Source organism: Pseudomonas sp. Larv2_ips (assembly GCF_963879675.1).
Taxonomy (GTDB): Bacteria; Pseudomonadota; Gammaproteobacteria; order Pseudomonadales; family Pseudomonadaceae; genus Aquipseudomonas.
Window position 1 is genome coordinate 1,044,975 of the sequence record NZ_CAWOAW010000014.1, and the last position, 26,420, is coordinate 1,071,394.

General features: G+C 62.2%; 23 protein-coding genes. 10 read left to right on the top strand and 13 right to left on the bottom strand.

Features of this window, described 5'->3' with window-relative positions; translation table 11 throughout:
• Nucleotides 1-6: 6 nt before the first annotated feature.
• The 3 genes from AACV02_RS11325 to AACV02_RS11335 are packed head-to-tail and all read right to left on the bottom strand — an operon-like array spanning nucleotide 7 to nucleotide 2,701.
• The gene (locus AACV02_RS11325) at nucleotides 7-759 is read right to left on the bottom strand and encodes a maleate cis-trans isomerase family protein (RefSeq protein ID WP_119739596.1); all 753 of its coding nucleotides are present in this window, start codon (nucleotides 757-759) and stop codon (nucleotides 7-9) included.
• A gap of 14 nt (nucleotides 760-773) precedes the next feature.
• Nucleotides 774-1,571: an alpha/beta fold hydrolase gene (locus AACV02_RS11330; protein WP_119739598.1), complete on the bottom strand. Its 798-nt coding sequence runs from the start codon at nucleotides 1,569-1,571 to the stop codon at nucleotides 774-776.
• Nucleotides 1,568-2,701, bottom strand: coding sequence for an FAD-dependent monooxygenase (locus AACV02_RS11335; protein ID WP_119739600.1), 1,134 nt, complete (start codon nucleotides 2,699-2,701; stop codon nucleotides 1,568-1,570). Before AACV02_RS11335 ends, AACV02_RS11330 begins: the two co-directional genes overlap by 4 nt.
• Nucleotides 2,702-3,008: 307 nt before the next feature.
• Here AACV02_RS11335 and AACV02_RS11340 point away from each other — a divergent pair, with 307 nt between their 5' ends.
• The 4 genes from AACV02_RS11340 to AACV02_RS11355 all read left to right on the top strand — a co-directional run bounded on the left by AACV02_RS11340 (nucleotide 3,009) and on the right by AACV02_RS11355 (nucleotide 9,132).
• The gene (locus tag AACV02_RS11340; RefSeq protein ID WP_119739602.1) at nucleotides 3,009-4,061 is read left to right on the top strand and encodes a 2,5-dihydroxypyridine 5,6-dioxygenase; all 1,053 of its coding nucleotides are present in this window, start codon (nucleotides 3,009-3,011) and stop codon (nucleotides 4,059-4,061) included.
• Nucleotides 4,062-4,267: 206 nt separating this feature from the next.
• Nucleotides 4,268-4,702 (top strand): MarR family winged helix-turn-helix transcriptional regulator, encoded by a 435-nt coding sequence (locus AACV02_RS11345; protein ID WP_106578155.1) that lies wholly within the window; start codon nucleotides 4,268-4,270, stop codon nucleotides 4,700-4,702.
• Nucleotides 4,703-5,116: 414 nt separating this feature from the next.
• Nucleotides 5,117-5,608, top strand: coding sequence for a (2Fe-2S)-binding protein (locus AACV02_RS11350; protein ID WP_106577957.1), 492 nt, complete (start codon nucleotides 5,117-5,119; stop codon nucleotides 5,606-5,608).
• Entirely contained in the window at nucleotides 5,605-9,132 is a 3,528-nt protein-coding gene (locus tag AACV02_RS11355) for a molybdopterin cofactor-binding domain-containing protein (protein ID WP_119739605.1), read from the top strand. Before AACV02_RS11350 ends, AACV02_RS11355 begins: the two co-directional genes overlap by 4 nt.
• Nucleotides 9,133-9,263: 131 nt before the next feature.
• Here the strand turns inward: AACV02_RS11355 and AACV02_RS11360 are convergent, their stop codons facing one another.
• A complete protein-coding gene (locus AACV02_RS11360; protein ID WP_119739607.1) occupies nucleotides 9,264-9,911 on the bottom strand; it encodes a TetR/AcrR family transcriptional regulator in 648 nt (215 codons plus the stop codon).
• A gap of 159 nt (nucleotides 9,912-10,070) precedes the next feature.
• Between AACV02_RS11360 and ggt the strand changes: the two genes are divergently transcribed.
• Nucleotides 10,071-11,795 carry a gamma-glutamyltransferase gene (ggt, locus tag AACV02_RS11365; RefSeq protein WP_119739609.1) on the top strand — a complete coding sequence of 575 codons (1,725 nt, stop codon included), beginning with the start codon at nucleotides 10,071-10,073 and terminating at the stop codon, nucleotides 11,793-11,795.
• Here ggt and AACV02_RS11370 read toward each other — a convergent pair.
• The gene (locus tag AACV02_RS11370) at nucleotides 11,789-12,910 is read right to left on the bottom strand and encodes an FAD-dependent oxidoreductase (RefSeq protein WP_119739611.1); all 1,122 of its coding nucleotides are present in this window, start codon (nucleotides 12,908-12,910) and stop codon (nucleotides 11,789-11,791) included. The two genes, ggt and AACV02_RS11370, sit on opposite strands and share 7 nt — an antisense overlap.
• Nucleotides 12,911-12,985: 75 nt before the next feature.
• Between AACV02_RS11370 and AACV02_RS11375 the strand changes: the two genes are divergently transcribed.
• Both AACV02_RS11375 and xth read left to right on the top strand, forming a co-directional pair.
• Entirely contained in the window at nucleotides 12,986-13,426 is a 441-nt protein-coding gene (locus AACV02_RS11375) for a MarR family winged helix-turn-helix transcriptional regulator (protein ID WP_119739614.1), read from the top strand.
• A gap of 53 nt (nucleotides 13,427-13,479) precedes the next feature.
• Entirely contained in the window at nucleotides 13,480-14,274 is a 795-nt protein-coding gene (gene xth / locus AACV02_RS11380) for an exodeoxyribonuclease III (protein ID WP_119739616.1), read from the top strand.
• Here the strand turns inward: xth and AACV02_RS11385 are convergent.
• From AACV02_RS11385 to AACV02_RS11400, 4 genes are all read right to left on the bottom strand, one after another.
• Complete coding sequence (locus AACV02_RS11385; RefSeq protein WP_119739618.1) at nucleotides 14,271-15,779, bottom strand: FAD-dependent oxidoreductase; 1,509 nt, start codon at nucleotides 15,777-15,779, stop codon at nucleotides 14,271-14,273. The genes xth and AACV02_RS11385 overlap by 4 nt on opposite strands.
• A gap of 82 nt (nucleotides 15,780-15,861) precedes the next feature.
• Complete coding sequence (locus AACV02_RS11390) at nucleotides 15,862-16,383, bottom strand: AAA family ATPase (protein WP_119740805.1); 522 nt, start codon at nucleotides 16,381-16,383, stop codon at nucleotides 15,862-15,864.
• Nucleotides 16,380-16,943: a nicotinamide riboside transporter PnuC gene (gene pnuC, locus AACV02_RS11395; RefSeq protein WP_119739620.1), complete on the bottom strand. Its 564-nt coding sequence runs from the start codon at nucleotides 16,941-16,943 to the stop codon at nucleotides 16,380-16,382. Before pnuC ends, AACV02_RS11390 begins: the two co-directional genes overlap by 4 nt.
• 1,303 nt (nucleotides 16,944-18,246) lie before the next feature.
• On the bottom strand, nucleotides 18,247-19,881 hold the full coding sequence (locus tag AACV02_RS11400; RefSeq protein ID WP_106577970.1) for a methyl-accepting chemotaxis protein: 1,635 nt from the start codon (nucleotides 19,879-19,881) through the stop codon (nucleotides 18,247-18,249).
• Between the two features lie 229 nt (nucleotides 19,882-20,110).
• Between AACV02_RS11400 and AACV02_RS11405 the strand changes: the two genes are divergently transcribed.
• Both AACV02_RS11405 and AACV02_RS11410 read left to right on the top strand, forming a co-directional pair.
• Complete coding sequence (locus AACV02_RS11405; RefSeq protein ID WP_106577971.1) at nucleotides 20,111-20,941, top strand: undecaprenyl-diphosphate phosphatase; 831 nt, start codon at nucleotides 20,111-20,113, stop codon at nucleotides 20,939-20,941.
• A complete protein-coding gene (locus tag AACV02_RS11410; protein WP_119739630.1) occupies nucleotides 20,938-21,321 on the top strand; it encodes a DUF1294 domain-containing protein in 384 nt (127 codons plus the stop codon). Before AACV02_RS11405 ends, AACV02_RS11410 begins: the two co-directional genes overlap by 4 nt.
• Here AACV02_RS11410 and AACV02_RS11415 read toward each other — a convergent pair.
• From AACV02_RS11415 to AACV02_RS11425, 3 genes are all read right to left on the bottom strand, one after another.
• Nucleotides 21,310-21,666 carry an MmcQ/YjbR family DNA-binding protein gene (locus AACV02_RS11415; RefSeq protein ID WP_119739632.1) on the bottom strand — a complete coding sequence of 119 codons (357 nt, stop codon included), beginning with the start codon at nucleotides 21,664-21,666 and terminating at the stop codon, nucleotides 21,310-21,312. The two genes, AACV02_RS11410 and AACV02_RS11415, sit on opposite strands and share 12 nt — an antisense overlap.
• Nucleotides 21,663-22,571 carry a LysR substrate-binding domain-containing protein gene (locus AACV02_RS11420; RefSeq protein ID WP_119739635.1) on the bottom strand — a complete coding sequence of 303 codons (909 nt, stop codon included), beginning with the start codon at nucleotides 22,569-22,571 and terminating at the stop codon, nucleotides 21,663-21,665. Before AACV02_RS11420 ends, AACV02_RS11415 begins: the two co-directional genes overlap by 4 nt.
• A 111-nt stretch (nucleotides 22,572-22,682) precedes the next feature.
• The gene (locus AACV02_RS11425) at nucleotides 22,683-24,062 is read right to left on the bottom strand and encodes an NAD-dependent succinate-semialdehyde dehydrogenase (protein ID WP_119739637.1); all 1,380 of its coding nucleotides are present in this window, start codon (nucleotides 24,060-24,062) and stop codon (nucleotides 22,683-22,685) included.
• A 158-nt stretch (nucleotides 24,063-24,220) separates the two neighbouring features.
• Here AACV02_RS11425 and AACV02_RS11430 point away from each other — a divergent pair, with 158 nt between their 5' ends.
• Nucleotides 24,221-25,147 (top strand): AraC family transcriptional regulator, encoded by a 927-nt coding sequence (locus AACV02_RS11430; RefSeq protein WP_119739639.1) that lies wholly within the window; start codon nucleotides 24,221-24,223, stop codon nucleotides 25,145-25,147.
• On the opposite strand, the gene AACV02_RS11435 is transcribed toward AACV02_RS11430, so the two are convergent.
• Complete coding sequence (locus AACV02_RS11435; RefSeq protein ID WP_119739641.1) at nucleotides 25,113-26,303, bottom strand: MFS transporter; 1,191 nt, start codon at nucleotides 26,301-26,303, stop codon at nucleotides 25,113-25,115. The genes AACV02_RS11430 and AACV02_RS11435 overlap by 35 nt on opposite strands.
• Nucleotides 26,304-26,420: the final 117 nt, after the last annotated feature.

Here is a 26,420-nt window from a genome sequence, read left to right on the forward strand (position 1 = left end):
GCATGTTCAGTACGCACCGGAGAGCAGGGCGCCGGCACCGGGCACGATAGGCTCCAAATCCAGGGCCTTGAGCATCGCGTAAGTAGTGGCGATGGCGGCAGTGAGCACCGGCTTGCCGGTTTGCGCCTCGACCTTGGCGACCACTGGCAACGACTGCATCTGCACGCAGGCCGAGAGCACGATCACATCGACGCCTTCCAGGTTCATGCCCGCGACGATGGCCGGCAGGTTGGCCGGGTCGTGGCGCGCAACCTGGAGGTTGTCGGGGATTTCCAGCGCCCGCCAGTCCACCACCTCAAAGCCCTCTTCGCGGATGTAATTCACCACCAGTTCGGTCAGCGGCTTCATGTACGGCGCGACGATGGCGATACGTTTAGCCCCCATGACCTTGAGGCCTTCGATCAGTGCGCCGGCGCTGGTGATCACCGGGGCGTTGGCGTCGTTATCGGCAGTGGCCTGACGCAGGCGCTGCTCGGATTTGCGGTGATAACCCAAGCCCATGGCCATGATCGCCACCAGGCAGGCGTACCCCAGCACATCCACTTTGGCGTCGGACAGCTCAATGGCGCAGCGGTCGGACTCGCCGTCCATTGCCGCCAGTTCTTCCTTGCGCACCTGCTTCATGCGCATGCGGCTGGAGTGGAAAGTAAAACGCTCCGGGCGGATGGCCTGGCGCGCGTTGAGCATCGCCGGGATCTCGGTTTCCATGGTGGTGTTGGAACTCGGCACGATCTGGCCGATGCGGTAAAGCTTCTGCATGGTGGTCTCCGTTCTTAGTGGGTGAGGAAGTCGCCGAGGGCGTCGAAGAAGCCCTCGAGGTCATCCCACGGAATCATGTGCCCGGCGTTGGGCACGCGCACGACCTGGATGGCCGGTTGCAGGTCCTGGATTTCGGCGATGTCTTCATCGAGGATCACGCCGCCGCGCCCGGCCACCATCAACAGGGCAGGGGCCTTGAGGTGGGGCAGGTCCTGGTGGAAATCCACCGTGTGAAAGTCATTGAAGGCGCGCACGATGGCGGGCTCAAAGCAGGTGTGCAGCCATTCGGCGCGCAGTTGCAGTTGCTCGGGTGTCCAGGTGGCGCAGAAGGCGCGCATGGCCTGTGCATCCATCCCAACCAGGGATTGGCGGATCGAATCGACGTACCACGGCAATTTGCTCGGGTATTCACGACGACCGGGGCCGGACACTGGCGGGTCGATCAGCACCACACGGTTTACGCCTTGCGGATGCTTGACCGCACTGCGCACGGCAAAGCGCGCGCCCATGGAGTGGCCGACCAGGTGGTAACGGTCCAGCTTCAGTGCATCGGCGAATGCGCCAATGTCATCGCTGCAGGTCTCGGCGCTGTAATCCAGCTCGGGTCCGGTGGACGACAAGCCGCGCCCGCGTACATCCAGCACGTACGTGTCGAAGTGCGCGCCGAGGCGTTCGGCCACAAACCCCCAGGTAACCGCCGGGCTGGTGATGCCCGGAATCAAAATCAGCGCCGGGCCGTTGCCGCCGTAGCGCAGGTAGTGCTGGCGAATGCCGTTGGCCTGGACATTGCCGCCATAGAGAAAGGTGCTCACGCGGCCACCCCCGATTTCAGTGGCTGCGCGTACAGGTCATAGCCGTACACCCAGTCCGGGTCTTCCTGGGTGCGCAGCCACGTGTTGGCGTTGGACACTGCCTGCACGCGGGAGGCGCGTTCCTTGCGGTTGGCTTCGTAGAGCTGGAACGCGGTGCGGTAATCGCTGATGCCGGTTTCCTGCAGACAGCGGGTGAGCATGGCGGCGTCTTCGATGGCCATGCCGGCGCCCTGGGCCATGTGCGGTTTCATCGGGTGGCAGGCGTCACCGAGCAGCACCAGGCGACCTCGGCTCCACAGTGGCAGCGGGTTGCGATTGCGCAGCGGCCATTTGGTCACGCTTTCGGTGGACTCGATCAGGGCCTGCACGGTGGGGTGGTAGCCCTTGAACGCCTCGAACATCTCTTCGCGGCTGCTGTCGACGAACGCGCCCTGGAAGTCCCATTCGGCATGCGGCACGCCAGTCACGTAGTAGTACTCGTCGCGTTTGCCGGTGGTGTAATACACCATCATGTGGCGGTCTTCGGTCCACCATTTGATGCAGTCTTCGAACGTGAGGTCGTACTTGGCCAACTGGTCGCCACGGATCAATGCGCGGTGCGCGACCCAGCCGCTGTACAGGGGTTTTTCCACGCCGAGCAGTTCTTCACGAATCTTCGAGTTGATGCCGTCGGCGCCGATCACGATGTCGGCATAAGTCACTTCGCCATCGGCGAAAGTCAGGCGCACCTGGGTGTCGGTTTCTTCGAGAGTCTCCAGGCGCTTGTTGAAGTGCAGGGTGCCGGGCTTGAGGGTGGACATCTGCAGCGCATGCAAGTCGCCGCGGTGCACGGTGACATACGAGGCGCCGTAGCCGGTGAGCGGGATGCGCGAGAGGTAGTCGCCGGTTTCGCCGCAACGGCTGAACCAATGCTCGGGGTGCGAGCCCATCAGGTCCAGCTGCTGTTCGATGCCCATGCGGCGGAAGATTTTCATGATGTTGGGGCCCATGTGGATCCCTGCGCCCAACCGGGAAAACTCCGGCGCTTGTTCGTAGATATCTACGTCAAAACCGGCTTGCTGCAACAGGGTGGCGGCGGCGGCACCGCCCAGGCCGGCACCGACGATGGCGATTTTTTGAGTGCTTCCCATGGGGCGTAATCCTCTTTCTTTGTGATTGTCGGCAGCGTCTGTCTGCAAGGTTTTTAAAGTGTATACGCTCATTTTTTGAAATGGGAAGCCCACTTTCGCAAATTTATTTTTTGGCCATATTTATCCTGTGTAACGCGTTAAAGTCCGTAAATGATCGGTATGTGTCGATTGGTAACGAATTGGCGCGCCGCTTGCAGTCCGCCTGCAATTCAGGTCTTATCGTTATTAATTGGCGTATACGCTATAAAAGTGCACTAGAGTGAAGCGCGGTGCTTGAACTTGGTGCAGCCCCACAGGAGACAGGAAAATGCCGGTAAGCGATTGCGAACTGACCCAGATGTTTGAACACGTGCTGAGGCTGTCGAAGGTCGACCCGACCCAGAGCGTTGCCGTGCTCAAGAGCCATTACTCCGACGCACGCACCGTGCGCGCGGCAATGGACGCGGCGCAGCGCCTGGGGGCCAAGGTGTATGCGGTGGAGCTGCCGTCGTTCAATCACCCGCGTGCGATGGGCAATGACATGACCGCCTACTGCGGCGACACCGCGCTCACCGGCAACATTGCCGCCCAGCGTGCGCTGGAAGCCGCCGACCTGGTGGTTGACACGATGATGCTGCTGCATTCGCCGGAACAGGAGCAGATCCTCAAGACCGGCACGCGCATCCTGCTGGCCGTGGAGCCGCCGGAAGTGCTGGCGCGCATGCTGCCCACCGAAGAAGACAAGGTGCGTGTGCTGGCGGCCGAGCAATTGCTGAAAAAGGCGCGTTCGATTCAGGTCAAATCCCGCGCCGGCAGTGATTTTCGCGCCGCCTTGGGGCAGTACCCGTCGGTGACCGAATACGGTTTTGCCGATGAGCCTGGGCGCTGGGACCACTGGCCCAGCGGCTTCCTGTTCTCCTGGCCCAACGAGGAAACCGCCGAGGGCGTGCTGGTGCTGGACGTCGGCGACATCCTCCTGCCATTCAAGACCTACACCCGCGAGAAGATCACGCTGGAAATCGAGAAGGGCTTTATCACCAGGATCCACGGTGGTTTCGAGGCCGAGTACCTGCGTGATTACATGAAGTACTTCAATGATCCGGAGGTGTACGGCATCTCCCATATCGGCTGGGGCTTGCAGCCAAAAGCGCAGTGGACCGCCATGGGGTTGCATGACAAGAACGACGGCATGTGCATGGACGCGCGGGCGTTCTATGGCAATTTCCTGTTCTCCACCGGGCCGAATACCGAAGTGGGCGGCACGCGCAAGACGCCGTGCCACATGGACATCCCGCTGCGTCATTGCGATGTGTACCTGGATGACGAGGCGGTGGTTATCGCCGGTGACGTAGTCGCCCCGCCAGCCTCTCTGGCCCGCTGAAGATCCCAATGTGGGAGCGGGCTTGTGTGGGAGCGGGCTTGCTCGCGAATGCGGCGTGCCAGTCAATGCATCTTTAACTGCTACGCCGCCTTCGCGAGCAAGCCCGCTCCCACCGTTCTAACCGTGTTTCCTCGATGAGAAACTTGAGTCGATCCGGTAAGCCAGCCATCATGCCTCCCCATCGCCAATCACCCACCGAGCCCGCCGTGCCTGATTCCTACGTTTTCTCTGAACAAGTTGGCCACCTGCTGCGCAAGGCCTACCAGCGCCACCTGGCGATCTTTCAGCAGAATGTCGGCGACTCCCAGCTCACCGCCGTGCAGTTCGTTACCCTGTGTGCCCTGCGCGATCACGGAGCAAGTTCTCTCACCGAACTGGTCAAGGCCACGGCCGTTGACCAGGCGACCATTCGCGGCATTGTCGAGCGGCTCAAGGCCAAGGAACTGATCACGCTGGAGCCGGACCCGCAGGACAAGCGCAAGGTGGTGGTGGATTTGTCTGCCGCAGGCGCCGACCTGGTCGCGCAAACCGCGCCGCGCGCCGCGCAGATCAGCGAACTGACCCTGAGCAACCTCAACCCGGCCGAGCGCGTGGCGGTGTTGTTCCTGCTGCGCAAGATGATCGACGACCCGCAGCAATAGTGGGCGCCCCGTAGCCAGCCGGCTCGTAACGACCAACGGCTTGATGTGGCGACCAGGCTTGTAGTGGCGAGCGGGCTTGTAGTGGCGAGCGGGCTTGTAGTGGCGAGCGGGCTTGCCCCGCGTTGGGCTGCGAAGCAGCCCCAAACCCTGCCATGAGGTTCACCTGAATGAACCCATTACCTGAGCAAGGTGCCGCTTCGCGCCCCAACGCGGGGCAAGCCTGCTCGCCACAACCATCACAAACCTGCGTACGTCAGAGTAAGCCCAACCCCAACCCCTTGGCATCGTTTTTGCTCGGTGTTGATGTAGTAGCCACTTCACGATTCAAGTGTGTCGCGAGACCCCAGGTCCGCGATGCTTTTTTTTGACTGTTTCGTGTAGTAGCCACTTCACCAACTGACACAGGCGAAGCGAATGATCAGTCCCTCCATCACGGTTGCACTAGAGGTCAATGGCCGCACCCGCGAAGTCAGCGCCATGGCGGACACGCCGCTGTTGCTGGTGCTGCGCAATGACCTGGCACTCAACGGCCCCAAGTACGGCTGCGGCCTGGGCGAGTGCGGTGCCTGCACGGTGATCATCGACGGTGTCGCGGCACGCTCATGTGTGTTCCCGCTGGCGGGCGCGGCAGGGCGTGAAATCGTCACCCTCGAAGGCCTCGGCACTCGCCAGGCGCCGCACCCGGTGCAGCAGGCGTTTATCGACGAGCAAGCCGCGCAATGCGGCTACTGCCTCAACGGCATGATCATGACGGCCAAAGCCTTGCTCGACCGTAATCCCAACCCCAGCGAAGCCCAGATCCGCAACGAACTCTCGGGCAACCTCTGCCGCTGCGGCACCCATATCGAAATCCTGCGCGCCGTATTGCGTGCTGCTCACCTCTTGACCGTGGATGGCCGACCATGACCGATATCCCACTTTCCCGTGACCAGTGGCTGGCCAAGACGGGCGTCTTGTTGATCGTCGACGATGTGCTGCCGCCTTCCGGCCCGGTGGCCAAGGGCGGCACGCCGACTGTGAAACCCAAAGAGCTGGGGCTGTTTATCGCGGTCAACGATGACGGCCTGGTCTATGCGTTCAACGGCCATGTGGACCTGGGCACCGGCATTCGCACCTCGCTGGCGCAGATCGTCGCCGAAGAACTGGACCTGACGATGGACCAGGTATCCATGGTGCTGGGCGACACCGAGCGCGCGCCGAACCAGGGCGCGACGATTGCCAGCGCGACCTTGCAGATTTCGGCGATCCCGCTGCGCAACGCGGCCGCCGAAGCACGACGTTTTTTGCTGGCGCGGGCGGCGGGGCGCTGGGGCGTGAGCACCGCCAGCCTCAAGGTCGGAGCGGGCGTCATCCAGGCGGCAGACGGGCGCGCCATCCCTTACGGTGAATTGGTCAGCGGCCAGCATGACCAGTTGCGCATCAGCGGCGACGCCCCCTTGAAAGCCATCGAGGATTACCGCCTGGTGGGCAAGGGCGCCGCGCGCGTGGATATTCCCGGCAAGGCCACGGGCGAGCTGACCTACGTGCACGACATGCGCGTGCCGGGCATGCTGCACGGCCGCGTCGTGCGCCCGCCGTATGCCGGTCTGGACTGCGGGGATTTTGTCGGCAATAGCCTGCTGCGTGTGGATGAAGCGTCCATCGCGCATATTCCCGGCATTGTTGCCGTGGTGGTGATCCGCGATTTTGTGGGCGTGGTCGCGTTGCGCGAAGAGCAGGCGATCAAGGCCGCCCATGAGTTGCAGGTGCAGTGGAAGCCCTGGAATAACGCCCTGCCGGACATGAGCGATGTCGAGCAGGCGATCCGTGACAACCCGCGCGTACGCCGCACGGTGCTCGATCAGGGCGATGTCGATGCAGCCCTGGCGGGCGCCAGCCAACGGATGCCGCGCAGCTACCTGTGGCCCTATCAAATGCACGGCTCAATCGGCCCGTCCTGCGCCGTGGCCGACTATCAGGCCGCGGGCAGTCGCGTGTGGTCGGGCAGCCAGAACCCGCATCTGCTGCGCGCCGACCTGGCCTGGTTGCTGGACTGTGATGAAGCGCTGATCGACGTGATTCGCATGGAAGCCGCCGGTTGCTATGGGCGCAATTGCGCCGATGACGTCTGCGCCGATGCGTTGCTGTTGTCGCGCGCGGTGGGCAAGCCGGTGCGCGTGCAACTGACCCGCGAACAGGAACACCTGTGGGAGCCCAAGGGCACGGCGCAGTTGATGGACGTGGACGGCGGCCTCAACGCCGACGGCAGCATTGCCGCGTACGATTTTGAAACCAGCTACCCCTCCAATGGCGCGCCGACCCTGGCGCTGTTGCTGACCGGCCGCGTTGAGCCCGTGGCGGCGATGTTCGAAATGGGCGACCGCACCTCGATCCCGCCGTATGACATCGACAACATGCGGGTGACTATCAACGACATGGCGCCCATCGTGCGCGCCTCGTGGATGCGCGGCGTGTCGGCGTTGCCCAATACCTTTGCCCACGAATCGTATATCGACGAGCTGGCATTTGCCGCCGGCGTCGATCCGGTGGAGTACCGCCTGCGCTACCTCAAGGACGAGCGCGCCATCGACCTGGTCAAATCCACCGCCGAACGCGCCAACTGGTCACCGCGCACCGCGCCCATGCAAACCGCCAGTGAAGACCATTTGTTGCGCGGCCGTGGCTTTGCTTACGCGCGCTACATCCACAGTAAGTTCCCTGGTTTTGGCGCGGCGTGGGCCGCCTGGGTGGCGGATGTGGCCATCGACAAACACACAGGCGACGTCTCGGTGACGCGGGTGGTGATCGGCCATGACTCAGGGATGATGATCAACCCGGCGGGTGTGCAGCATCAGATCCACGGCAATGTGATCCAGTCCACCAGCCGCGTATTGAAGGAGCGGGTGACCTTTGAGGAATCGACGGTGGCCAGCAAGGAGTGGGGCGGTTACCCGATCCTGACCTTCCCTGAAGTGCCGCAGATTGACGTGCTGATGATGCCGCGCCAGGACCAGCCGCCGATGGGCGCCGGTGAGTCGGCCTCGGTGCCCAGCGCGGCGGCGATTGCCAATGCGATCTATGACGCCACCGGCATTCGTTTTCGTGAGTTGCCGATCACGCCCGAGCGGGTGTTGGCAGCGCTGAATGCCGGCACCCTCGGCGAGCCTGCGACGTCGCCACAGAAACGCAAAAAATGGTGGTTCGGCGCGCTGTTTGCGACGCTGGGCGCTTTGATGGCCACGGCCTGGCCGTTTCACAGCGCGATCGCACCGATTGCCCCGCCCAGCGCCGGCACCTGGTCCAAGGCCACCCTGGAGCGCGGGCGCTTGCTGGCGGCGGTGGGCGATTGCGCGGTGTGCCATACGGCACCGGGCGGCGCGACCAATGCCGGTGGGTTGGCGATGGAAACGCCGTTCGGCACCCTGTACAGCAGCAATATCACCCCGGATGTGAACACCGGCATCGGTGCCTGGTCGTACCCGGCGTTCGAGCGGGCGATGCGCGACGGCATTGGCCGTGACGGGCGCAATTTGTACCCGGCGTTTCCCTATACGGCGTTTCGCAATATCAATGAGGCGGACATGCAGGCGCTGTATGCCTACTTGATGTCGCAAGCGCCAGTGAGCCAGGCGCCGACGCCGAATGCCATGCGCTTCCCGTTCAATATCCGGCCGTTGATGGCGGGGTGGAATGCGCTGAATCTGAGGCGCGGTGAACTCACGCTGCAACCGGAGCGCGGCGAGCAGTGGAATCGCGGCAATTATCTGGTCAATGGTTTGGGGCACTGCGCGGCGTGCCATTCGCCGCGCAACCTGATGGGGGCACAGAAGGGCGGTAAATCCTTCCTGGCCGGTGGCATGGTTGATGGGTGGGAAGCGCCGGCGTTGACGGGTTTGTCCAAGGCGCCAACGCCATGGACTGAGGACCAGTTATTCACCTATTTGAGCACCGGCTATTCCGATGCTCATGGCGTGGCAGCGGGGCCGATGGGGCCGGTGGTGAGTGAACTGGCGAAATTGCCCAAGGCCGACATCCGGGCAATGGCGGTGTACCTGGCGTCGCTCAAGGGCGAGGCGACGGCTGAGGCGCAAACCGTGGCGGCAGCGACGGTGCCGAATCCGAAAGGTCGACGCGTATTCGATGGCTCGTGCAAGGCCTGTCATGCTGATGGCCTGGGGCCAAAGCTGTTTGGGGTCAGCCCGTCATTGGCGACCAACACCAATGTGTACAGTGATCAGCCGGACAATTTGATCAAGGTGATTTTGCAAGGCATCAGCAACCCGGCGACCAAGGACCTGGGGTATATGCCGGGGTTCAAAGACAGTTTGTCGAACACTCAGGTTGCCGACTTGGTCGAGTACCTGCGCGGGCAATTTGCGCCGAATGCGGCGCAGTGGAAAGGGGTGGAGCAGAAGGTCGCACACCTGCGGGCCAACCCGGGCACCCACTGATATTCCACAACCGGTGAAGATCAAATGTGGGGGCTGGCTTGCCTGCGACAGCGGTGTGTCTGCACCGAAAATACTACCTGACACATCGCCATCGCAGGCAAGCCAGCCCCCACAGGGATTAGAGCCGGTTTCTACAATGATTCAGGGGAGACGCCCCTCAGCACCAAATCAGTGATAAACCCCAGCCAATCCTGCTGCTGCCCCTTATCCGCCAGGTCTTCACCCAGAAACGAACTGAGGGTATGGCGGTTGGAGTTATAGAAGTAGCACAGCGAAGCGATCATCAAGTACACGTGCTTGAGGTCGACCTCCTGGCGAAATACACCCTGGGCCTGGCCGGCCTCAATGATCGGTTTCAACACCCCAACCGCTTCGCCCGACAATCGGCGCATCTCCCCGGACTGTTGAGCGTGTTTGCCTTGGTGCAGGTTCTCGATGCTCAGAATCGCCACGAATTCCGGATGCTTGACGTAGTAATTCCAGATAAACGCAACCAGGTCCTGCAGCGCCTGCACGGGCGCCTCCAGGTTGAGCTTGAGTTTGCTTTCGGCTTTGTTGAACTGCTCGTAGATGTGTTCCAGCACGCAGATGAACAGGTGTTCCTTGCTGCCGAAATAGTAATAAAGCATGCGGTCGTTGGAGTCGGCCTCCTTGGAAATGGTGTCGACGCGCCCGCCGGAGTAACCGTCGCGGGTGAACACCTTGACCGCCGCCTGCAAGATGCGCGCGCGTGTCTGGTCGGCCTGCTGAGCCCGAATACCGGTCTTCTTAATCACCATCTCAACGCGCCTTGCAGCCAGTCTGGGCGCGAAATATAGCATGGGCTTTTTCGCGGCCGTTCTGTGACCGACAAGTTCTGTAATAAAAACGCCACTGCGCTGGGGATTGGATCCGAGTCGGGCTATTTTGGTGCATCCCAATAACTAGAGTAGCCATGGATGAAATACCAACCCTTCAGCCGCACCTTAATCGCCACCGCTCTGGTACTGACGGTCAGCGGTGTGCACGCCGCTTCCCAGGCCCCGGTGGCCGGTGAAAACGGCATGGTAGTCACCGCCCAGCATTTGGCCACTCATGTGGGTGTGGATGTGCTCAAGGCCGGCGGCAACGCAGTCGATGCGGCCGTGGCCGTGGGCTATGCGCTGGCGGTGGTGTACCCGGCGGCGGGTAACCTCGGTGGCGGCGGCTTCATGACCGTGCAACTGGCGGATGGGCGCAAGACCTTTCTCGACTTCCGCGAAAAAGCCCCCCTGGCGGCCACTGCCGACATGTACCTGGACAAAGACGGCAAGGTCGTCGAAGGCCTCAGCGCCAAGGGCCACCTGGCGGTCGGCGTGCCCGGCACCGTGTCCGGCATGGAAACCGCGCTGAGCAAGTACGGCACGCTCAAGCGCGCCCAAGTGATTGCCCCGGCGATCAAGCTGGCGGAAAACGGCTTTGAACTGGAGCAGGGCGATATCGACCTGCTGCACACCGCCACCGGTGAGTTCGAGAAAGACAAAGACCTGCGCGCGATCTTCCTGCACAACGGCCAACCGATGCAGGTCGGCCAGAAACTGGTGCAGAAAGACCTGGCCAAGACCCTCAAGGAAATCTCCGCCAAGGGCACCGACGGCTTCTATAAAGGTTGGGTCGCCAAGGCTCTGGTGGACTCCAGCCAGGCCGGCAAGGGCATCATCACCCAGGCCGACCTCGACAAATACAAGACCCGCGAACTGGCGCCCATCGAGTGCGATTACCGTGGCTACCACGTGGTCTCGGCACCGCCTCCGAGCTCGGGCGGCGTGGTGATCTGCCAGATCATGAACATCCTCGAAGGCTACCCGATGGCGGAACTGGGCTATCACTCGGCCCAAGGCCTGCACTACCAGATCGAAGCGATGCGCCACGCCTACGTGGACCGTAACAGCTACCTCGGCGACCCGGACTTCGTGAAGAACCCGATCGCCCACCTGCTGGACAAGGACTACGCCGCCAAGCTGCGCGCGGCCATCGAACCGCAGAAGGCCGGTGATTCCCAGGCGATCAAGCCGGGCGTGTCGCCGCATGAAGGCAACAACACCACGCACTATTCCATCGTCGACAAGTGGGGCAACGCGGTGTCGGTGACCTACACCCTCAACGACTGGTTCGGTGCCGGTGTGATGGCGAGCAAGACCGGCGTGATCCTCAACGATGAAATGGATGACTTCACCGTCAAGGTCGGCGTGCCGAATATGTACGGGCTGGTCCAGGGTGAAGCCAACGCCATCGCACCCGGCAAGGCGCCGCTGTCGTCGATGAGTCCGACCATCGTGACCAAGGACGGCAAGGCCGTGATGGTGGTCGGTACGCCAGGGGGCAGCCGGATTATCACCGCGACCTTGCTGACCATCCTGAATGTCATCGACTACAAGATGAACATCCAGGAAGCCGTCGATGCGCCGCGTTTCCACCAGCAGTGGATGCCTGAAACCACCAACCTGGAGACCTTCGCGGTGAGCCCCGACACTCAGAAAATCCTCGAGAGCTGGGGCCACAAGTTTGCCGGGCCTCAGGATGCCAACCACCTGGCCGCAATCCTGGTGGGCGCGCCGTCCCTGGGTGGCAAGCCGGTGGGCAACAACCGTTTCTACGGGGCCAACGACCCGCGCCGCAATACCGGCCTGTCCCTGGGCTACTGAGGCGTGAGGTGGTGATGCAGGTGTGCCAGGGACAGCGCCAGGCTGTCATGGGATAACTGGGTGGCGGCGCCTTCGGCGCTGTCTCTGGCGGCCGGCATCACACGCTCGAACATGTGGTTTTCATAAGCCTGCACTGCTGCCGAGCAGTCAGGCGTCTGGAGCAGATGCTGCGCCAGTTCGGCCGCATCGAGCATGGCTGCATTGACGCCTTCGCCACCAAATGGCGACATCAGGTGCGCTGCATCCCCAATCAACGTCAACCCCTGGCGGTGGCTCCAGCGATGGCCCACGGGCAGGGCGTAGATGTGCCGCGTCAGCACGGTTTCGTTGGCCGCTTCAAATAACGCCAGGATGTCCGCGTGCCAGCCTTCGAACTGGGCTTTGAGCGCAGACACACTGCGGGGCGCTGCGGCCCAGTCGGTGGGCACGCGGAAGATCGCGTAGCCGCGCAAGTGCGCGTTGGCATTGCGTTGCACGATGATCGCCTTGGCGCCGCCTTCGACTTCCAGCTTGCCGCGACCGACCAGCCTGGCGATGTGCGGGTGTTGGCGGTCGACATCATCGATGCCGAACTCGATAAACGTCAGCCCGCTGTACTGCGGCACGTAAGGCGACAGCAGCGGCCGGATTTTGGACCAGGCGCCATCGGCACCGACGACCAGATCGAATGGGCCGTGGCTGATCTCGCCCTGGTGCAGCGTCCAGCGTGCGTGCTCGGCCGGGCGAATGGCGCTGATGCCGACGCCCCAGTTCACACAGCCTGCGGGCAGCGCCTCCAGCAGGATCTGGCGCAAGGCCGTGCGGTCGACCTCCGGGCGGTCTCCGGCATCAGGGTTGGGGGCTTCGAACAGCAGGCGAGCGTGTTGATCCATCAACCGTGAGCCTTGGTCTTCGTAGCGCGCGATCCGGTTGAAGGCGTCTTCCAGGCCGGCACGTTGCAGCGCCAGTTGGCCGGAGTCGACATGCAGGTCGAGCGTCCCGCCTTGCGGGCGTTCCAGCGGCCCGCGTTCGCGCTCGAACACGCTGACGGCAACGCCATGACGTGTGAGGATTTGCGCCAGGGTCAATCCGCCAGGACCGGCGCCGACAATCGCAATACGCGTTGGAATGATCATTGAAATGGCCCTTGGCGATGTTTATAGGATCCTATACATTTGATGCATAGGCTCCTATGGAAAGTCAACGACCCCATGAATGTTCAAACCCCGTCACCCAACCCCATGCAACAGATCGGTCTCGCCAACCGCGGTTTTATCCGCCTTTACGAGGGCCAGCTACGCGCGTTGGGGTTTGCCGTGGCGCAAATTCCGGTGCTGGTGGCGCTCAAGCAGAGCGAGGGTCTGCCCCAGGCTGAATTGGTGCGCATCGCCCGTGTCGAGCAGTCGAGCATGGCGCAGCTGCTGGGGCGCATGGAGCGTGATGGAATGATCCAGCGCATGGTCGACCCCGCAGACAAACGCAGCCGCCTGATCACCCTCACCGATGCGGTGCGTGAACGCATGCCTGCGGCCTACGCCGTGATGGTGCAGGGCACGGCGCAGGCGCTGCAGGGCTTCAGCGCTGAGGAAGAGGCCACCCTGCTGGCGTTATTGCTGCGCGTGAATGCCAACCTGGAGCGTGGTTTGGATTGAACATCCGCGCCGCTTTCAGGTTCTACCCCAAGAGCCCTGAAAGGACCGGACCGATGAAAGCGCTGAAAATCGCCACCTTCAATATCAACGGCATCCGTGCCCGTCTGCCCAACCTGCTGCAATGGCTTGAGCGCGAGCAGCCCGATATTGTCTGCCTGCAAGAGCTCAAGGCGCCGCAAAGCCTGTTTCCCTATGCCGACTTCGAAGCAGCCGGCTACGGTGCGATCTGCCTGGGCCAGGCCTCGTGGAACGGCGTGGCCATTTTGGCGCGCGATGCCCAGCCGCTGGAGAGCCGGCGCGGATTGCCGGGCGATGACAGCGACACGCAAAGCCGTTACCTGGAAGCCGCGGTGCATGGCGTGTTGGTCGGTTGCCTGTATCTGCCCAATGGCAACCCGCAGCCTGGGCCGAAATTCGAGTACAAACTGGCCTGGTTCGAACGGCTGATCGACTATGCCCAGGCGCTGCAAGCCAGCGAACACCCGGTGCTGCTGGCCGGGGATTTCAATGTGGTACCCACCGACCTCGACATCTACAACCCGCGCTCCTGGCTCAAGGACGCTTTGCTGCAACCCGAGAGCCGCGCGTGTTATCAGCGCCTGCTGGAGCAGGGTTGGACCGATTCGCTGCGCCATCTGTACCCCGAAGAGCGCGTCTACACCTTCTGGGATTACTTCCGTCAGCACTGGCAGACCAATTCCGGGCTGCGTATCGATCACCTGCTGCTCAATCCCGCGCTCAAGCCTTACCTCAAAGACGCCGGCGTGGACGCCTGGGTGCGCAACGAGCCGCACGCCAGCGACCATGCACCGACATGGATTCAACTGAGCACCCGCAAAAAGCGCTAATCAGCGCGAATAATGGCCAAGGCCTCGGCTTTGCCCAAGGGGTGCTGCATGCGTTGTGAAAGGCGCGCCATGGCTTGCTGATGTTCGCAGGCAATCACGGCTTCCACTTGATCATCACGGCACAGCAAGGCAATGAAGTCGTGACGATTCACATCACCTTCTACGTGCAGGCGGTTCCAGTGCTGCGGGTGGCCAAGCACTTCAAAGGTTTTGTCGAAGTGGTAGGTCCAGAAGAATGGGACGTCGGCGTACACCTGCGTGTCTCCAAGCATATTGCGCGCGGCCAGCACGGCCAGTTGCTGGGCCACGCGCCAGTGCTCGATGCGTGTCGGCTGCTGACGCCAGGCAAAAGTTACGTTGTCGCCGGCCGCCCATAACCCAGGCGCCACCTGTAAATGACTGTCTGCGTTCAGCGACTGATCCTCGGCTTTGTCGACGCCCTGGATAAAGCCTGTGGCGGGTGTGACGCCAACGCCCATTACGACCAGGTCTGCCGCCAGGCGCTTGCCGTTTTTAAGCAGCACGGTACTCACCGCGCCGTGACCGTCGAAGCGTTCGGGCTCGGTGTTGCAGTGAAAGATCACGCCATTGTCTTCGTGCAATTGGCGAATGGCCGCACCGATGCGCTTGCCCAATTGCGCAGCGAGAGGAATGTCATGGCGGCTGACCACCTGCACCACCAGGCCCCGTTGGCGCAAGGCGGACGCGGCTTCCAGGCCAATAAAACTGTCGCCGACAATCACCGCGCACGCTGCCGACTGCGCTGCTTCATCGATTCGCGCTGCATCCTCGCGGCTGCGCAGCACAAACACGTGGCTCAAGACGGCGCCGGGGATGTCCAGTGGTTGCGCTTCGCCTCCGGTTGCGACCAGGGCCGCGTCATAGTCGAAGTGACGACCGTCGGCGAGTTCGATGCGTTTGGCGTGGGCGTCCAGGCGCTGAACTTCGCCGTGAATGCCAATGGGCTGCTTATCCAGCAGTGGCGGCGTGTCTTCGGGCGTCATCTGGCCCGCGATCACGAATTTGCTCAGGGCGGTGCGGTCGTAGGCCGGAGCTTGTTCGCGGTCGATCCACAGCAATCGTCCGCTGAAGCCCTGCTGATGCAACGTCGCCACGGCGGCAGTGCCTGCCGCGCCAGCGCCGATGACCGCAAAACAGCGGTGTTCATCCCGCGCTGGCGCGGCTTCGGCGACGATGGGCTCGTCGCCAACACTGACCACGCCATCGTGCACTTGCACCGGGTATTGCGTGAGCCCGACCAGTGCTGGAGGTTCGATGACGGCGCCGCTGTCCACGGCAAACGCCGCTTTGTGCCAGGGGCAAATAATCCGCCCGTTACAGATCACACCTTCTTCCAGCGCAGCGCCGGCGTGCGGGCAGTCGGCCTGGAAGGCGCGCACCCGGTCGCCGACACGCACCAGCAAGACAGGATGCTTTGCCGCGGTGACGCGAACGCCACGGTTTTCCGGCAAGTTAATCAGGCGAGCAACAATGCGCATGTTCATAGGCCAATCTCCTTTAGAAGATTGACTGGCGCCGAAGGAAAGGGACTGCGGTGACCCGATGGTCGGTACTCAGGATCGGGCCTTACGCCAGCAGTTGCGCCACCGCTTCAAATGCCTTGTCACGCCGCGCTTGCCAATGGCCGCCGATCACCACGGCGGGCTGATGGTGCTGTTCGATCCACGCCAGGCTGCCCTGGAAAAACGCCCGACGATCAGCCAGTTCCGGTTGGCAGCGCTGGCCGTCGGCGGTCCACTCCACATCCTCGGGAGACAGCAGCAGATGCAGGTCGTAATGCCGGGCCAGGAGTTCGTCGTCCAGCCAGGCCGGGTAGTCGCCGAACAGCGTCTGGCTCCACAGTTTGTTGGTCAACAGGTGAGTATCGAGCACCAGCAGGTTGGGCTGTTCGGCGCGGGCAGCGTCTTCCCAGGCCAGCTGGCCGCGGGCGATCGCCGGAATATCCGCCAGGGTGGTGTCGCGTTGGTGATGGTCGATGAAATACCGCACGTATTCGCCAACCATCAGTCCGCCAAAGTGTGCATGCAGTTCAGCCGCCAGCCAGCTTTTGCCGCTGGATTCGGGGCCTGCCAGTACCACCACTTTCATGCGTGCAACGCCGCGTCGCTGCGCCATTCACGCCAGCCTTGCACGGCAATCGCGGTGAACAGGGCATAAAGCGCGGCGGTGAGGTACAGGCCTTTGTAGAGGAACAGGCCGACGAAGATCACGTCCACGGCGATCCACAGTGGCCAGCATTGCACGCGTTTTTGCGCCATCCACATTTGCGCCACCAGGCTGAAGCCGGTGAGGGCGGCGTCGAGCCACGGCTGGGCGGCGTCGGTCCAGTGGGCCATGGCCGCGCCGAGCAGCAGGCTGAAGACGGCGCCGACGGCCAGGCTGCTCATGATCGCGGGCACGCCGAGGCTCGTGACCTGACGGCCTTGCTTGACCTCGCCGGCGCGGGTCCATTGCCACCAGCCGTAAAGTTGCAAGGCGGCGTAGACCACTTGCAGGAGCATGTCGGAATAGAGTTTTACGTCGAAGAACACCCAGGTGTAGAGCAACACCATGACCAGGCCGATGGGCCAGCACCAAGGGTTTTGTTTGACCGTCAGCCAGACAGCGATCACCCCCAGGGCGGCGGCGAACAATTCAAGCCCGGACATGGCGGTTCCTTGGGAGAGTGGGAGAGGGCGCTAATTGTAACCAGAGGTGAGGAATGTTTAAACGCGGATGTGGAGGCATACACATTGCTGCGGTCATGGCGGCTGGCGTGGTTTGACGAGGTGCCTGAGATTGATGCCAAAAGCAGAGCACGGCGTGCGTGGCAGAAGTCGAGCAACACCCCATCACCAGATGTACTGAGCATCAACTGTGGGAGCGGGCTTGCTCGCGAAGGCGGTGTGCCAGCGACCCATGAGCTGACTGAACCACCTCATTCGCGAGCAAGCCCGCTCCCACAGTTTGACCGGGTACAGACCGCCAGCACCGTGCTGCTTTGCCTTTCTGTGGGAGCTGGCTTGCCTGCGATGCAGGCACCTCGGTGTATCAGGCACAACCAGTTGATGCCATCGCAGGCAAGCCAGCTCCCACATTGAATTGGGTTCAGCTCTCATGATCAGGTCGGCTGTCAGGCCGCCTCGGTTTTGCTTTTGCTTCTACCACTCGAGCACCAATTGTGGGAGCGGGCTTGCTCGCGAAGGCGGTGTGCCAGTGACCCATGAGCTGACTGAACCACCGCATTCGCGAGCAAGCCCGCTCCCACAAGTTGACCGAGTTCAGCAGCCAGCACCGTGCTACTTTGCTTTTCTGTGGGAGCTGGCTTGCCTGAGATGCAGGCACCTCGGTGTATCAGGCACAACCAGTTGATGCCATCGCAGGCAAGCCAGCTCCCACCTTTAGTTGAGTTCAGCCTTCAAGGTCAGGTCGGCTATCAGGCCGCCTCGGTTTTGCTTTTGCTTCTACCACTCGAGCATCAACTGTGGGCGCGGGCTTGCTCGCGAAGGCGCTGTGCCAGTGACCTATGAGCTGACTGAACCACCGCATTCGCGAGCAAGCCCGCTCCCACATTGAATGGTTTCAGCTCTCAAGATCAGGTCGGCTGTCAGGCCGCCTCGGCTTTGCTTTGGCTTCTACCACTCAGGTCGGCTACTAGGCCGCCGTGCTTTGCTTTTGATTTTGATCTCAGGCGCCCCGTTAAACCACGCTGGCCGAACGCAGGCTTGAATCCGTGGCTAACCCGGCAGGACGCCGGGTTAGCCGTGTTGGGCCATGGATGGCCCGTCACGGCGGCCCACGGATTCAAGCCTTCGTTCGGGCACACCGAGCCTGGGCGAGGTGCCGAGTGGTGGGGCAAGAGCCCTTTGGTTACTTTGGGGCTTTTCCAAAGTGACCCGCCGTAAGGGCGGAACCCAAAGCGGCCATCACCCAAACAACGGATATGTAAACCCACCCCCCGCCAAAAAAAAGCTAAACCTTGAACTGCCGCAGCAACCCGTCCAACTCCTCACTCAACCCACGCAAATGCGCACTCGCCACGCTGGATTGCTCCGCCGCCAGCGCAGTGCTGTGAGACAACCCGGCCGCCTGGGTGACGTTCTGGTTGATATCCTCCACCACATGCGCCTGTTGCAAGGTCGCGCTGGCAATCGAGGCATTCAGCCCGTTGAGGTTACGCAACGCCTGGCCAATGGCGTTAAGACTGGCGCCGGCTTGCCCAGCCTGTTCAATCGTCAGCTGCGAAGCGCTATGGCTGTCACTGATCACCTTGACCGCCGCTTCCGAGTGACCCTGCAGACGCTCAATCATCACTTGGATTTCAGCAGTGGATTTTTGCGTACGTTGAGCCAGCAGCCGCACTTCATCGGCGACCACCGCAAACCCACGGCCCTGCTCCCCGGCGCGCGCGGCCTCAATGGCCGCGTTAAGCGCCAGCAAGTTGGTCTGGTCAGCGATGGAGCGGATCACTTCCAGCACACCACCAATCTGCGTGCTCTCGCTGGACAAGGTGCGAATCACCTCCACGGCCTGGCTGATGGTGCCGGAGAGCTGGTCGATCTGCTGCAAACTACCGTCAATATTCACCTGGCCCTGCTGCGCCTGGGCCTGGGCATCGCGCATCTCACTGGCGGCATGTTCGGCGTTTTTCGCCACGTCCTGCACGCCATAGGTGACTTCATTGATCGCCGTCGCCACCAGCTCCATCTGCTGCGACTGCTGCTGGCTGCGGTCATGCGCCTGGCTGGCGTTGTTGCCCAATTCCGTGGACGACTGGCCCAACGCATTGGCGCACACCTGCAACTGGCCAACCACCTGGCGCAACTTGGCGGTAAAGCTGTTGAAGTGCCGAGACAACTGGGTGACTTCGTCGCGCCCGTGGGTGTCGAGGCTGCGCGTCAGGTCGCTTTCGCCACTGGCGATATTGGCCATGGCGTTCACCGCCGCCTGCAACGGCGTCACGATGCTGCGCGCAATCAGGGTGACCAACACGGCCATCAGCAGGGCGATGCCCAGGCCAATCAGCGAAGCCTTCCACACCTGGCCCGTGAACTCGGCCTGCACATCATCCACGTACACGCCGGAGCCGATAATCCAGCCCCAGGGTTCGAACAGCTGGATGTACGAGGTTTTCTCCACGGGCGCTTCGGCGCCAGGTTTGGGCCAGCGATAGTTGACGATGCCGGCGCCCTTGGCCTTGGCCAGAATCACGAATTCGTTGAACACCGCAAAACCGTCCGGGTCGCGGATCGCCGAGAGGTTCTGGCCATCCAGCTTGGGGTTGGCCGCGTGCATGATCATCACGGGCGTCAGGTCATTGATCCAGAAGTAATCGTCGTGGTCGTAGCGCAGGCCACGCACCGCGCTCAGGGCCTGCTGCTGCGCGGCTTCACGGCTGAGCACGCCGGTTTTCTCAAGGTTCTGGTAATAGGCCAGCACCCCGCTGGCGGTCTGCACCACGTGCTGGGTCTGCTGACGTTTGGCCTGGTAAAGGTCGCCATGGATCTGCTTGAGCATCAACAGCCCCAACGTCAGCAGCATCAACACGGCGACTATCAGGATCAGCCAGAGGCGGCGGCTGATCGACATGCTGCGCAAACTGTTCATCGTCCTGTCACTCCATGCTTTTTATAATTGTGGGCGCTGCATCGACATTTCCGGCTTGTCTGATAGGCTTTCGGCCTGTAATTGAAAAACCTGAGTACTCCCTGATTTTTCACGAAATTTTTGCAGACCGATGTTGAAAATCAGCACCGGAACTTGAGTGCGCTTGTCGTCAGTGAACTATTAAAAAGACAGTCAAGGCATGCCGACAGGCATGACCTTTGGGGGATACATGGATTTTTGGACCGCCATACAGGCATTGATTCTTGGCGTGGTGGAGGGGCTGACAGAGTTCCTGCCCATTTCCAGCACCGGGCACCAGATCATCGTCGCCGACTTGATCGGCTTCGGCGGCGAACGCTTTGAGGCGTTCAACATCATTATTCAATTGGGCGCGATCCTGGCGGTGGTCTGGGAGTTTCGGCGCAAGATCCTCGACGTGGTCATCGGCTTGCCGACCCAGCCCAGTGCCCGGCGGTTTACGGCTAACCTGATCATCGCGGTGGCGCCGGCCATCGTGCTGGGGGTGATTTTTGCCGACCTGATCAAGCACTACCTGTTCAACCCGATCACCGTGGCCACCGCCCTGGTCGTGGGCGGCGTGATCATGTTGTGGGCCGAGCGCCGCCAGCATGCGGTCCATGCTGAAACCGTGGACCAGATCACCTGGAAAGACGCGCTCAAGGTCGGCGTGGCCCAGTGCCTGGCCATGATTCCGGGCACCTCACGCTCCGGCGCCACCATCATTGGCGGCCTGTTGTTCGGCCTGTCACGCAAGACCGCCACCGAGTTTTCGTTTTTTCTGGCGATGCCAACCATGGTCGGCGCGGCCCTGTATTCGGGCTACAAGTACCGTCACTTGTTTCAGCCCGATGACCTGCCGGTGTTTGCCATCGGGTTTGTCACCTCGTTCATCTTTGCGATGATCGCGGTCAAGGCCTTGCTCAAGTTCATCGCCAGCCACAGCTATGCGGCCTTTGCCTGGTATCGCATCGCGTTCGGTGTGCTGATCCTGGCGACCTGGCAGTTCGGCTGGATCGACTGGTCGGCGGTCAAGCCATGAACATTCAGCATCCGCGCCTCAAGGCGCTGATCTTTGTGCTGCTGTGCACCGCGCCGCTGCTGGGGGCGGCGCTGGTGTGGCATCGCGGTGAGACAGTGATCCCGCTGGCCGCTTATGGCGTGGTCAGCGTGGTGGCGTTTTTTCTTTACTGGGGTGACAAGCGCAAGGCTGAGACAGCAGGCCCGCGCGTTCGCGAAAACATCCTGCACGCCGTGGAACTGGCCGGCGGGTGGCCCGGGGCGTTGATCGCCCAGCAGGTGTTCCGCCACAAGACGCGCAAGGTGTCGTACCAGGTGCTGTTCTGGGTCATCGTGTTGCTGCACGAGGTGTTCTGGCTCGACCAGTTATTCCTGGGCGGCACGCTGCTTTCAATCTTCTAGCAACAGCCCGATCTGCGTGCGCTTGGGCAGTTTGCTCACCACCAATTGGTGAGAACGCCGCAACAGGCCATGCAGTTCCTCGGCGCCCAGCGGGTAGGGCGTATTCATGATGATCCACTGTGCCCGCGCCAGATAAGGCGCCGGGTGGATGCCGGGGCGGTCGACATGGCCGAGGAACAGGTCCTTGTCGACCTTGAACGCCAGCGATTCGCCCCGCAGGTTCTGCAGGGCGAACATCTTGTTGCCGGCGATCGAAAACACCCGCACGCCGCCCCATTTGTAGTCTTCCCGCGCGCCGGGCAGGCTCAGGCAGAAGGCGGCGACGTGTGCTTCAGTCATTTTCATAACAAGCGGTCTCCGCAGCCCTTGAAGGCTTCTTCCAGGTAGTCGATCCAGGCACGAATGGCCGGCAGCACGCCGCGGCGATGCGGGTACACCGCCTGCAACCAGCCGCCCGGCGACGACCATTGCGGCAGCAGCTGCACCAATTGGCCGCTGGCCAATTCCTCTTCGCAGTACATCATCGGCAAGACGGTGAAACCCAGGCCTTTGAGGGCACAGGCCTTGCGCACGATGAAGTCGTCGATGCCCAGGCGGGCTTCCAGCGCGAGGTCCTGAGCGTTGCCTTGCGGGTCGATCAGGCGCAGGTGGACCAGGCGATCGGCCTCCAGCGCGCCGAGCACCGGCAGTTGTTTGAGGTCTTCGAGGCTGTCGATGTGCCGACCCTGGATGAATTGAGGGCTGGCCACCAGCAGGGTCTGGGCCTGGCGCAGGCGCTTGGTCACCAGCAGCGGGTCTTCATCGCCCGACTCGCGCACGCGCAGGGCCACGTCGATGCCCTCAGCCACCAGGTCGACACGGCGGTTCACCAGCGTCATCTCCAGCTGCACCAGCGGGTGGGCGGCGAGAAAACCGGCAACCATGTCCGGCAACATGTGCTGGGCCATGCCCACCGGGCAACTGACCCGCAGGCGCCCGCGCGGTTCGCTGGACATACTGGCCACGGCCTCGTCGGCCATTTCCGCTTCCAGCAGCATCGCCTGGCAATGGCGCAAATAACGCTCGCCGACCGCAGTGAGGGTCAATTGGCGGGTGGTGCGCTGCAACAGGCGCGCGCCGAGGCGTTCTTCCAGCTCGGCAATACGCCGTGACAGCCGTGACTTGGGAATCCCCAGCAGCCGGCCGGCCGCCGCAAAGCCGCCGGCCTCGACGACTTTGGCGAAATAGTAGAGGTCGTTGAGGTCTTGCATGGTCAACCTATTGTCCTGTCAGTGGGACGAACTATCCGCGTCTGGCGAGGGCAAATCCACTACAAAAAAGCGAGCGCCGTGTGGCGACTCGCTTTGGACGCGATTAAACGCTTAGAACTGCGCGCCCGCCATCAGCACATACTTCACATGCACGTACTCTTCGATCCCGTAATAGCTGCCCTCACGGCCATAGCCGGATTGCTTGATACCGCCAAATGGAATCGACGCGGTGCCGACCGAACCGGAATTGAGGATGACCATCCCGGCCTCCAGTTGGCGCGACAGCCGTAGCGAACGCCCCAGCGCGCGGGTGTAGGCATACGCTACCAGGCCAAACTCGGTCTGGTTGGCGCGCGCGATGACTTCCTCTTCATCCTTGAATGAATAGAAGGCGAACACCGGCCCGAAGATTTCCTCAGTGGCCAGCGGCGAGTCGTCGCGCAAACCGGTCAACACGGTGGGTTCGTAGAACAACCCGCCCCTGGCGTGGGGCTTGCCGCCCATCAGCACGCTGGCGCCGGCGGCCTTGGCGTCTTCCACCAGGCGGACGACTTTGTCAAAACCCAGTTGATTGACCAGCGGCCCGACCACAAAGTCTTCGCGCAGGCCTTGATCCACGTCGATTTTGGCAACCGCCGCCTGCACCCGTTGGACGAAGTCGTCGAGGATGCTGTGCTGCACAAAAATCCGGTTTGGCGAGATGCACACCTGCCCGCTGTTGCGCAGTTTGGCGCTGACCAGGCCCTTGACGGCCTCATCCAGGTTGGCGTCCTCGAACACGATAAACGGCGCGTTGCCGCCCAGTTCCAGGGTCATTTTCTTGAGGGTGGCCGCGCATTGCGCCGCAAGCAATTTGCCGACAGCGGTGGAGCCGGTAAAGGTGATTTTGCGAATACGCGGGTCGCCGGTGAAGATCAGGCCGATCTCCCTGGGATCGCCGACCACCACTTCCAGCACGCCGGGTTCGATACCGGCCTTGCGCGCGTATTCCAGCAGCTTGAAGGCGGTGAGCGGCGTGTCTTCGGCAGGTTTGATGACCATGGTGCAACCCGCCGCCAAGGCTGTAGCGACTTTGCGCGTGATCATCATGAACGGGAAATTCCACGGGGTGATTGCCGCGACAGGGCCAATGGCTTCCTTGGTCACCAGCACGTTGGCGTTGCGGTCGTGGGTGGGCAGGGTGTCGCCGTACACGCGCTTGGCTTCTTCGGCGTACCACTCGATAAAACCCAGGCCGTAATCGATTTCGCCCCGGGCTTCGGTGAGGCACTTGCCGTTTTCGCGGCACAGCAGTTCGGCAAAGGCTTCCTTGTCAGCCTTAACGGCGTCGTGCCAGCGGCGCAGGATCTCGCTGCGCTCCTTGGCGAGCGTCGAAGACCATTCAGGGAACGCCGCGCAGGTGCGGTCGACCGCCGCTTTGACCTCAGCCGAGGTGTTCTTGGCAACGCGGCCGATTTCTTCACCGGTGGCGGGGTTGTAGACGATAATCATGAGGGAATCTCCGAGGGCTGAACGTGGTGTTTCAGGCTACGGAAACGGGCGGTTTGAGCGAATATCCAAACCAATCTGCTGATTGCCTATTCCTATGAGTGCATAGCCACGGCGACGATTGCGCAGTAACGTGCGGTTTTCGCCAGGAGCCTTGCACCATGGGCCGTGCCCAACGAATTATCGAACTGATGGGCACCCTGGCGCCTGTCGAAGGCTATAACCTGACCGCGTTGGATGATGTGCGCTTTTTGCGTTCCAACCGGCCTTTGCATCGGGTGCCAGTGCTCTACGATCCCGGCATTGTGATTGTCTGCCAGGGGTGCAAGCGCGGCTTTCTGGGGGAAGACATTTACCTGTATGACGCGCAGCATTACCTGGTGGTCTCGGTACCCGTGCCGTTCACCATGGAAACCGAGGCCAGCGAAGAGGAGCCCATGCTGGCGGTGTACCTGCGGCTGGATTTTACCCTCGCCGCCGAATGGATGGTGGCGCTGGATGACTTCCCTGACCTGGTTGAGGCCAAGCCCCGCGGCATGTATTCATCGCCCATGGACGAGCCGCTCAGCGAGTCGTTGCTGCGTTTTCTCGAAGTGATGCGTGTGCCGATGGACGCGCAGCTCCTCGGCCCGTCGCTGGTGCGCGAAATCTATTACCGCATCCTCACGGGTGCGCAGGGCGGCTCGATGCGCGCTGCACTTAACCAGCAGGGCCAGTTCGGCAAGGTCGCGCGGGCGATCCGCAAGATTCACGGCTGCTACCACCAGCACCTGGACGTGGAAGCCCTGGCGGCGGAAGCCGTGATGAGCGTGCCGAGTTTTCATGCGCACTTTCGCACGGTCACGGGCACCTCACCGATGCAATACCTCAAGTCCACGCGCCTGCACCAGGCGCGCTTATTGATGTTGCGCAACGACATCACCGCCGCCACGGCGTGTGCCAGGGTCGGCTATGAAAGCGCTTCGCAGTTCAGCCGCGAGTTCAAACGCTTTTTCGGGCGCACGCCGCAGGCAGAGATCCAGTGGATGAAGCGCACCTATGCGTTGCCGGCGCCTACGTCGGCGTCGATTTATGTGTCGTCCCACTGAACAGGGTCATCAGCAAGGCCAGCCCGGCAAAGGCCGCGCCGGTGAGGGCCTGACCCTGCCAGCCGTAGTGCTGCGAGGCAAAAGCGCCGGCCGCCGAGCCCAGGGCGCCGCCGATAAAGTAGACCACCATGAACACGGTGTTCAGGCGGCTGGTGGCTGAGGGTTCCAGCGCCAATACGCGGGTCTGGTTGGCCAGTTGGTTGGTCCGGTTACCCAGGTCGAGGAAGGTGGCCGCGATCAGGATGGGCCACCACCAGCCGCTCAGCCCAAGGCTGTAGATCAGGATAAACGCCACCAGCACCGTGGTGATGCCGGCGCGTTCGAGCAAGCGCCCATGGCGCCGGGTTTGTTGGCCGATGGTCGAGGCGCAGAGAATGCCGACAATGGCCGAGAGCCCCACCAGGCCTGCCTGGGCACTCGAAAAGCCATACGGCGGCAAGGCCAGCAAGGCGGCCATCGAGCCCCAGAACACATTCAATGCACCAAATACCAGGGCGCCCTTGAGCGCCGACTGGCGCAGGGTCGGATATTGCCTGGCCAAACCCCAGAGGGATTTGAGCAAGGCGCCATACGCGAGTTTGCTGGTGGAGATCGACACCGGCATGCGCGTCAGAATTGCCATAAACAGCAGTACATCCAGCGCCGCGGCCACGGCAAACATGCCGCGCCAGCCCAGCCAGCCGCTGACCACGCCGCTGACGGTCCTGGCCAGCAAGCCACCGGCCGACAAGCCGCTGACCATCAGGCCCAGCACCGCGCCTTTCTGTTCGAGAGTACTGAGGTCGGAAGCGGCGGGAATGATCACCTGCGCGCTGATCCCCGACAGCCCCAGCAGCCCGCTCGCCACCAGCAGCCAGGTGTAAGACGGCGCTGTGGCCGAGGCCAGCAGGCTGATGAAGTTCAGGCACAGCACGGCCAGGATCAGGGTGCGTCGGCTGATCCGGTCGCCCAGCGGCACGAACAGCAGCAGGCCACAGGCATAACCGAGCTGCGTGAGCATCGCGATCTGCCCGACGTGCGCGGTCGACACCGCAAAGGTGTCGGCAATCAGCGGCAGCATGGCCTGGTTGTAGTAAATCGTGGCGACCGAAAACCCGCAGCAGATGGCTAGGATCAGGGTCAGGCTCTTGGTCAGGACGGGAGAGGGTGGGTGCATGGCGTGACCGGTGGCTGTCGGATCTGCCGGCGAGAATGAAGCCAAGCGCGGGCGAAATCCAGTGCGTCAGCGCATCAGGCAATAACCTTGTTGGATTGAATGTTGGCGTTTAATCGA

Excerpts from the sequence above, each read along its gene's own strand:
- AACV02_RS11325 (WP_119739596.1), bottom strand. The coding sequence starts at position 759 with ATGCAGAAGCTTTACCGCATCGGCCAGATCGTGCCGAGTTCCAACACC.
- AACV02_RS11335 (WP_119739600.1), bottom strand. The coding sequence starts at position 2,701 with ATGGGAAGCACTCAAAAAATCGCCATCGTCGGTGCCGGCCTGGGCGGT.
- AACV02_RS11340 (WP_119739602.1), top strand. The coding sequence starts at position 3,009 with ATGCCGGTAAGCGATTGCGAACTGACCCAGATGTTTGAACACGTGCTG.
- AACV02_RS11350 (WP_106577957.1), top strand. The coding sequence starts at position 5,117 with ATGATCAGTCCCTCCATCACGGTTGCACTAGAGGTCAATGGCCGCACC.
- AACV02_RS11355 (WP_119739605.1), top strand. The coding sequence starts at position 5,605 with ATGACCGATATCCCACTTTCCCGTGACCAGTGGCTGGCCAAGACGGGC.
- AACV02_RS11360 (WP_119739607.1), bottom strand. The coding sequence starts at position 9,911 with ATGGTGATTAAGAAGACCGGTATTCGGGCTCAGCAGGCCGACCAGACA.
- ggt (WP_119739609.1), top strand. The coding sequence starts at position 10,071 with ATGAAATACCAACCCTTCAGCCGCACCTTAATCGCCACCGCTCTGGTA.
- AACV02_RS11370 (WP_119739611.1), bottom strand. The coding sequence starts at position 12,910 with ATGATCATTCCAACGCGTATTGCGATTGTCGGCGCCGGTCCTGGCGGA.
- AACV02_RS11375 (WP_119739614.1), top strand. The coding sequence starts at position 12,986 with ATGAATGTTCAAACCCCGTCACCCAACCCCATGCAACAGATCGGTCTC.
- xth (WP_119739616.1), top strand. The coding sequence starts at position 13,480 with ATGAAAGCGCTGAAAATCGCCACCTTCAATATCAACGGCATCCGTGCC.
- AACV02_RS11385 (WP_119739618.1), bottom strand. The coding sequence starts at position 15,779 with ATGAACATGCGCATTGTTGCTCGCCTGATTAACTTGCCGGAAAACCGT.
- AACV02_RS11390 (WP_119740805.1), bottom strand. The coding sequence starts at position 16,383 with ATGAAAGTGGTGGTACTGGCAGGCCCCGAATCCAGCGGCAAAAGCTGG.
- pnuC (WP_119739620.1), bottom strand. The coding sequence starts at position 16,943 with ATGTCCGGGCTTGAATTGTTCGCCGCCGCCCTGGGGGTGATCGCTGTC.
- AACV02_RS11400 (WP_106577970.1), bottom strand. The coding sequence starts at position 19,881 with ATGAACAGTTTGCGCAGCATGTCGATCAGCCGCCGCCTCTGGCTGATC.
- AACV02_RS11405 (WP_106577971.1), top strand. The coding sequence starts at position 20,111 with ATGGATTTTTGGACCGCCATACAGGCATTGATTCTTGGCGTGGTGGAG.
- AACV02_RS11410 (WP_119739630.1), top strand. The coding sequence starts at position 20,938 with ATGAACATTCAGCATCCGCGCCTCAAGGCGCTGATCTTTGTGCTGCTG.
- AACV02_RS11415 (WP_119739632.1), bottom strand. The coding sequence starts at position 21,666 with ATGAAAATGACTGAAGCACACGTCGCCGCCTTCTGCCTGAGCCTGCCC.
- AACV02_RS11420 (WP_119739635.1), bottom strand. The coding sequence starts at position 22,571 with ATGCAAGACCTCAACGACCTCTACTATTTCGCCAAAGTCGTCGAGGCC.
- AACV02_RS11425 (WP_119739637.1), bottom strand. The coding sequence starts at position 24,062 with ATGATTATCGTCTACAACCCCGCCACCGGTGAAGAAATCGGCCGCGTT.
- AACV02_RS11430 (WP_119739639.1), top strand. The coding sequence starts at position 24,221 with ATGGGCCGTGCCCAACGAATTATCGAACTGATGGGCACCCTGGCGCCT.
- AACV02_RS11435 (WP_119739641.1), bottom strand. The coding sequence starts at position 26,303 with ATGCACCCACCCTCTCCCGTCCTGACCAAGAGCCTGACCCTGATCCTA.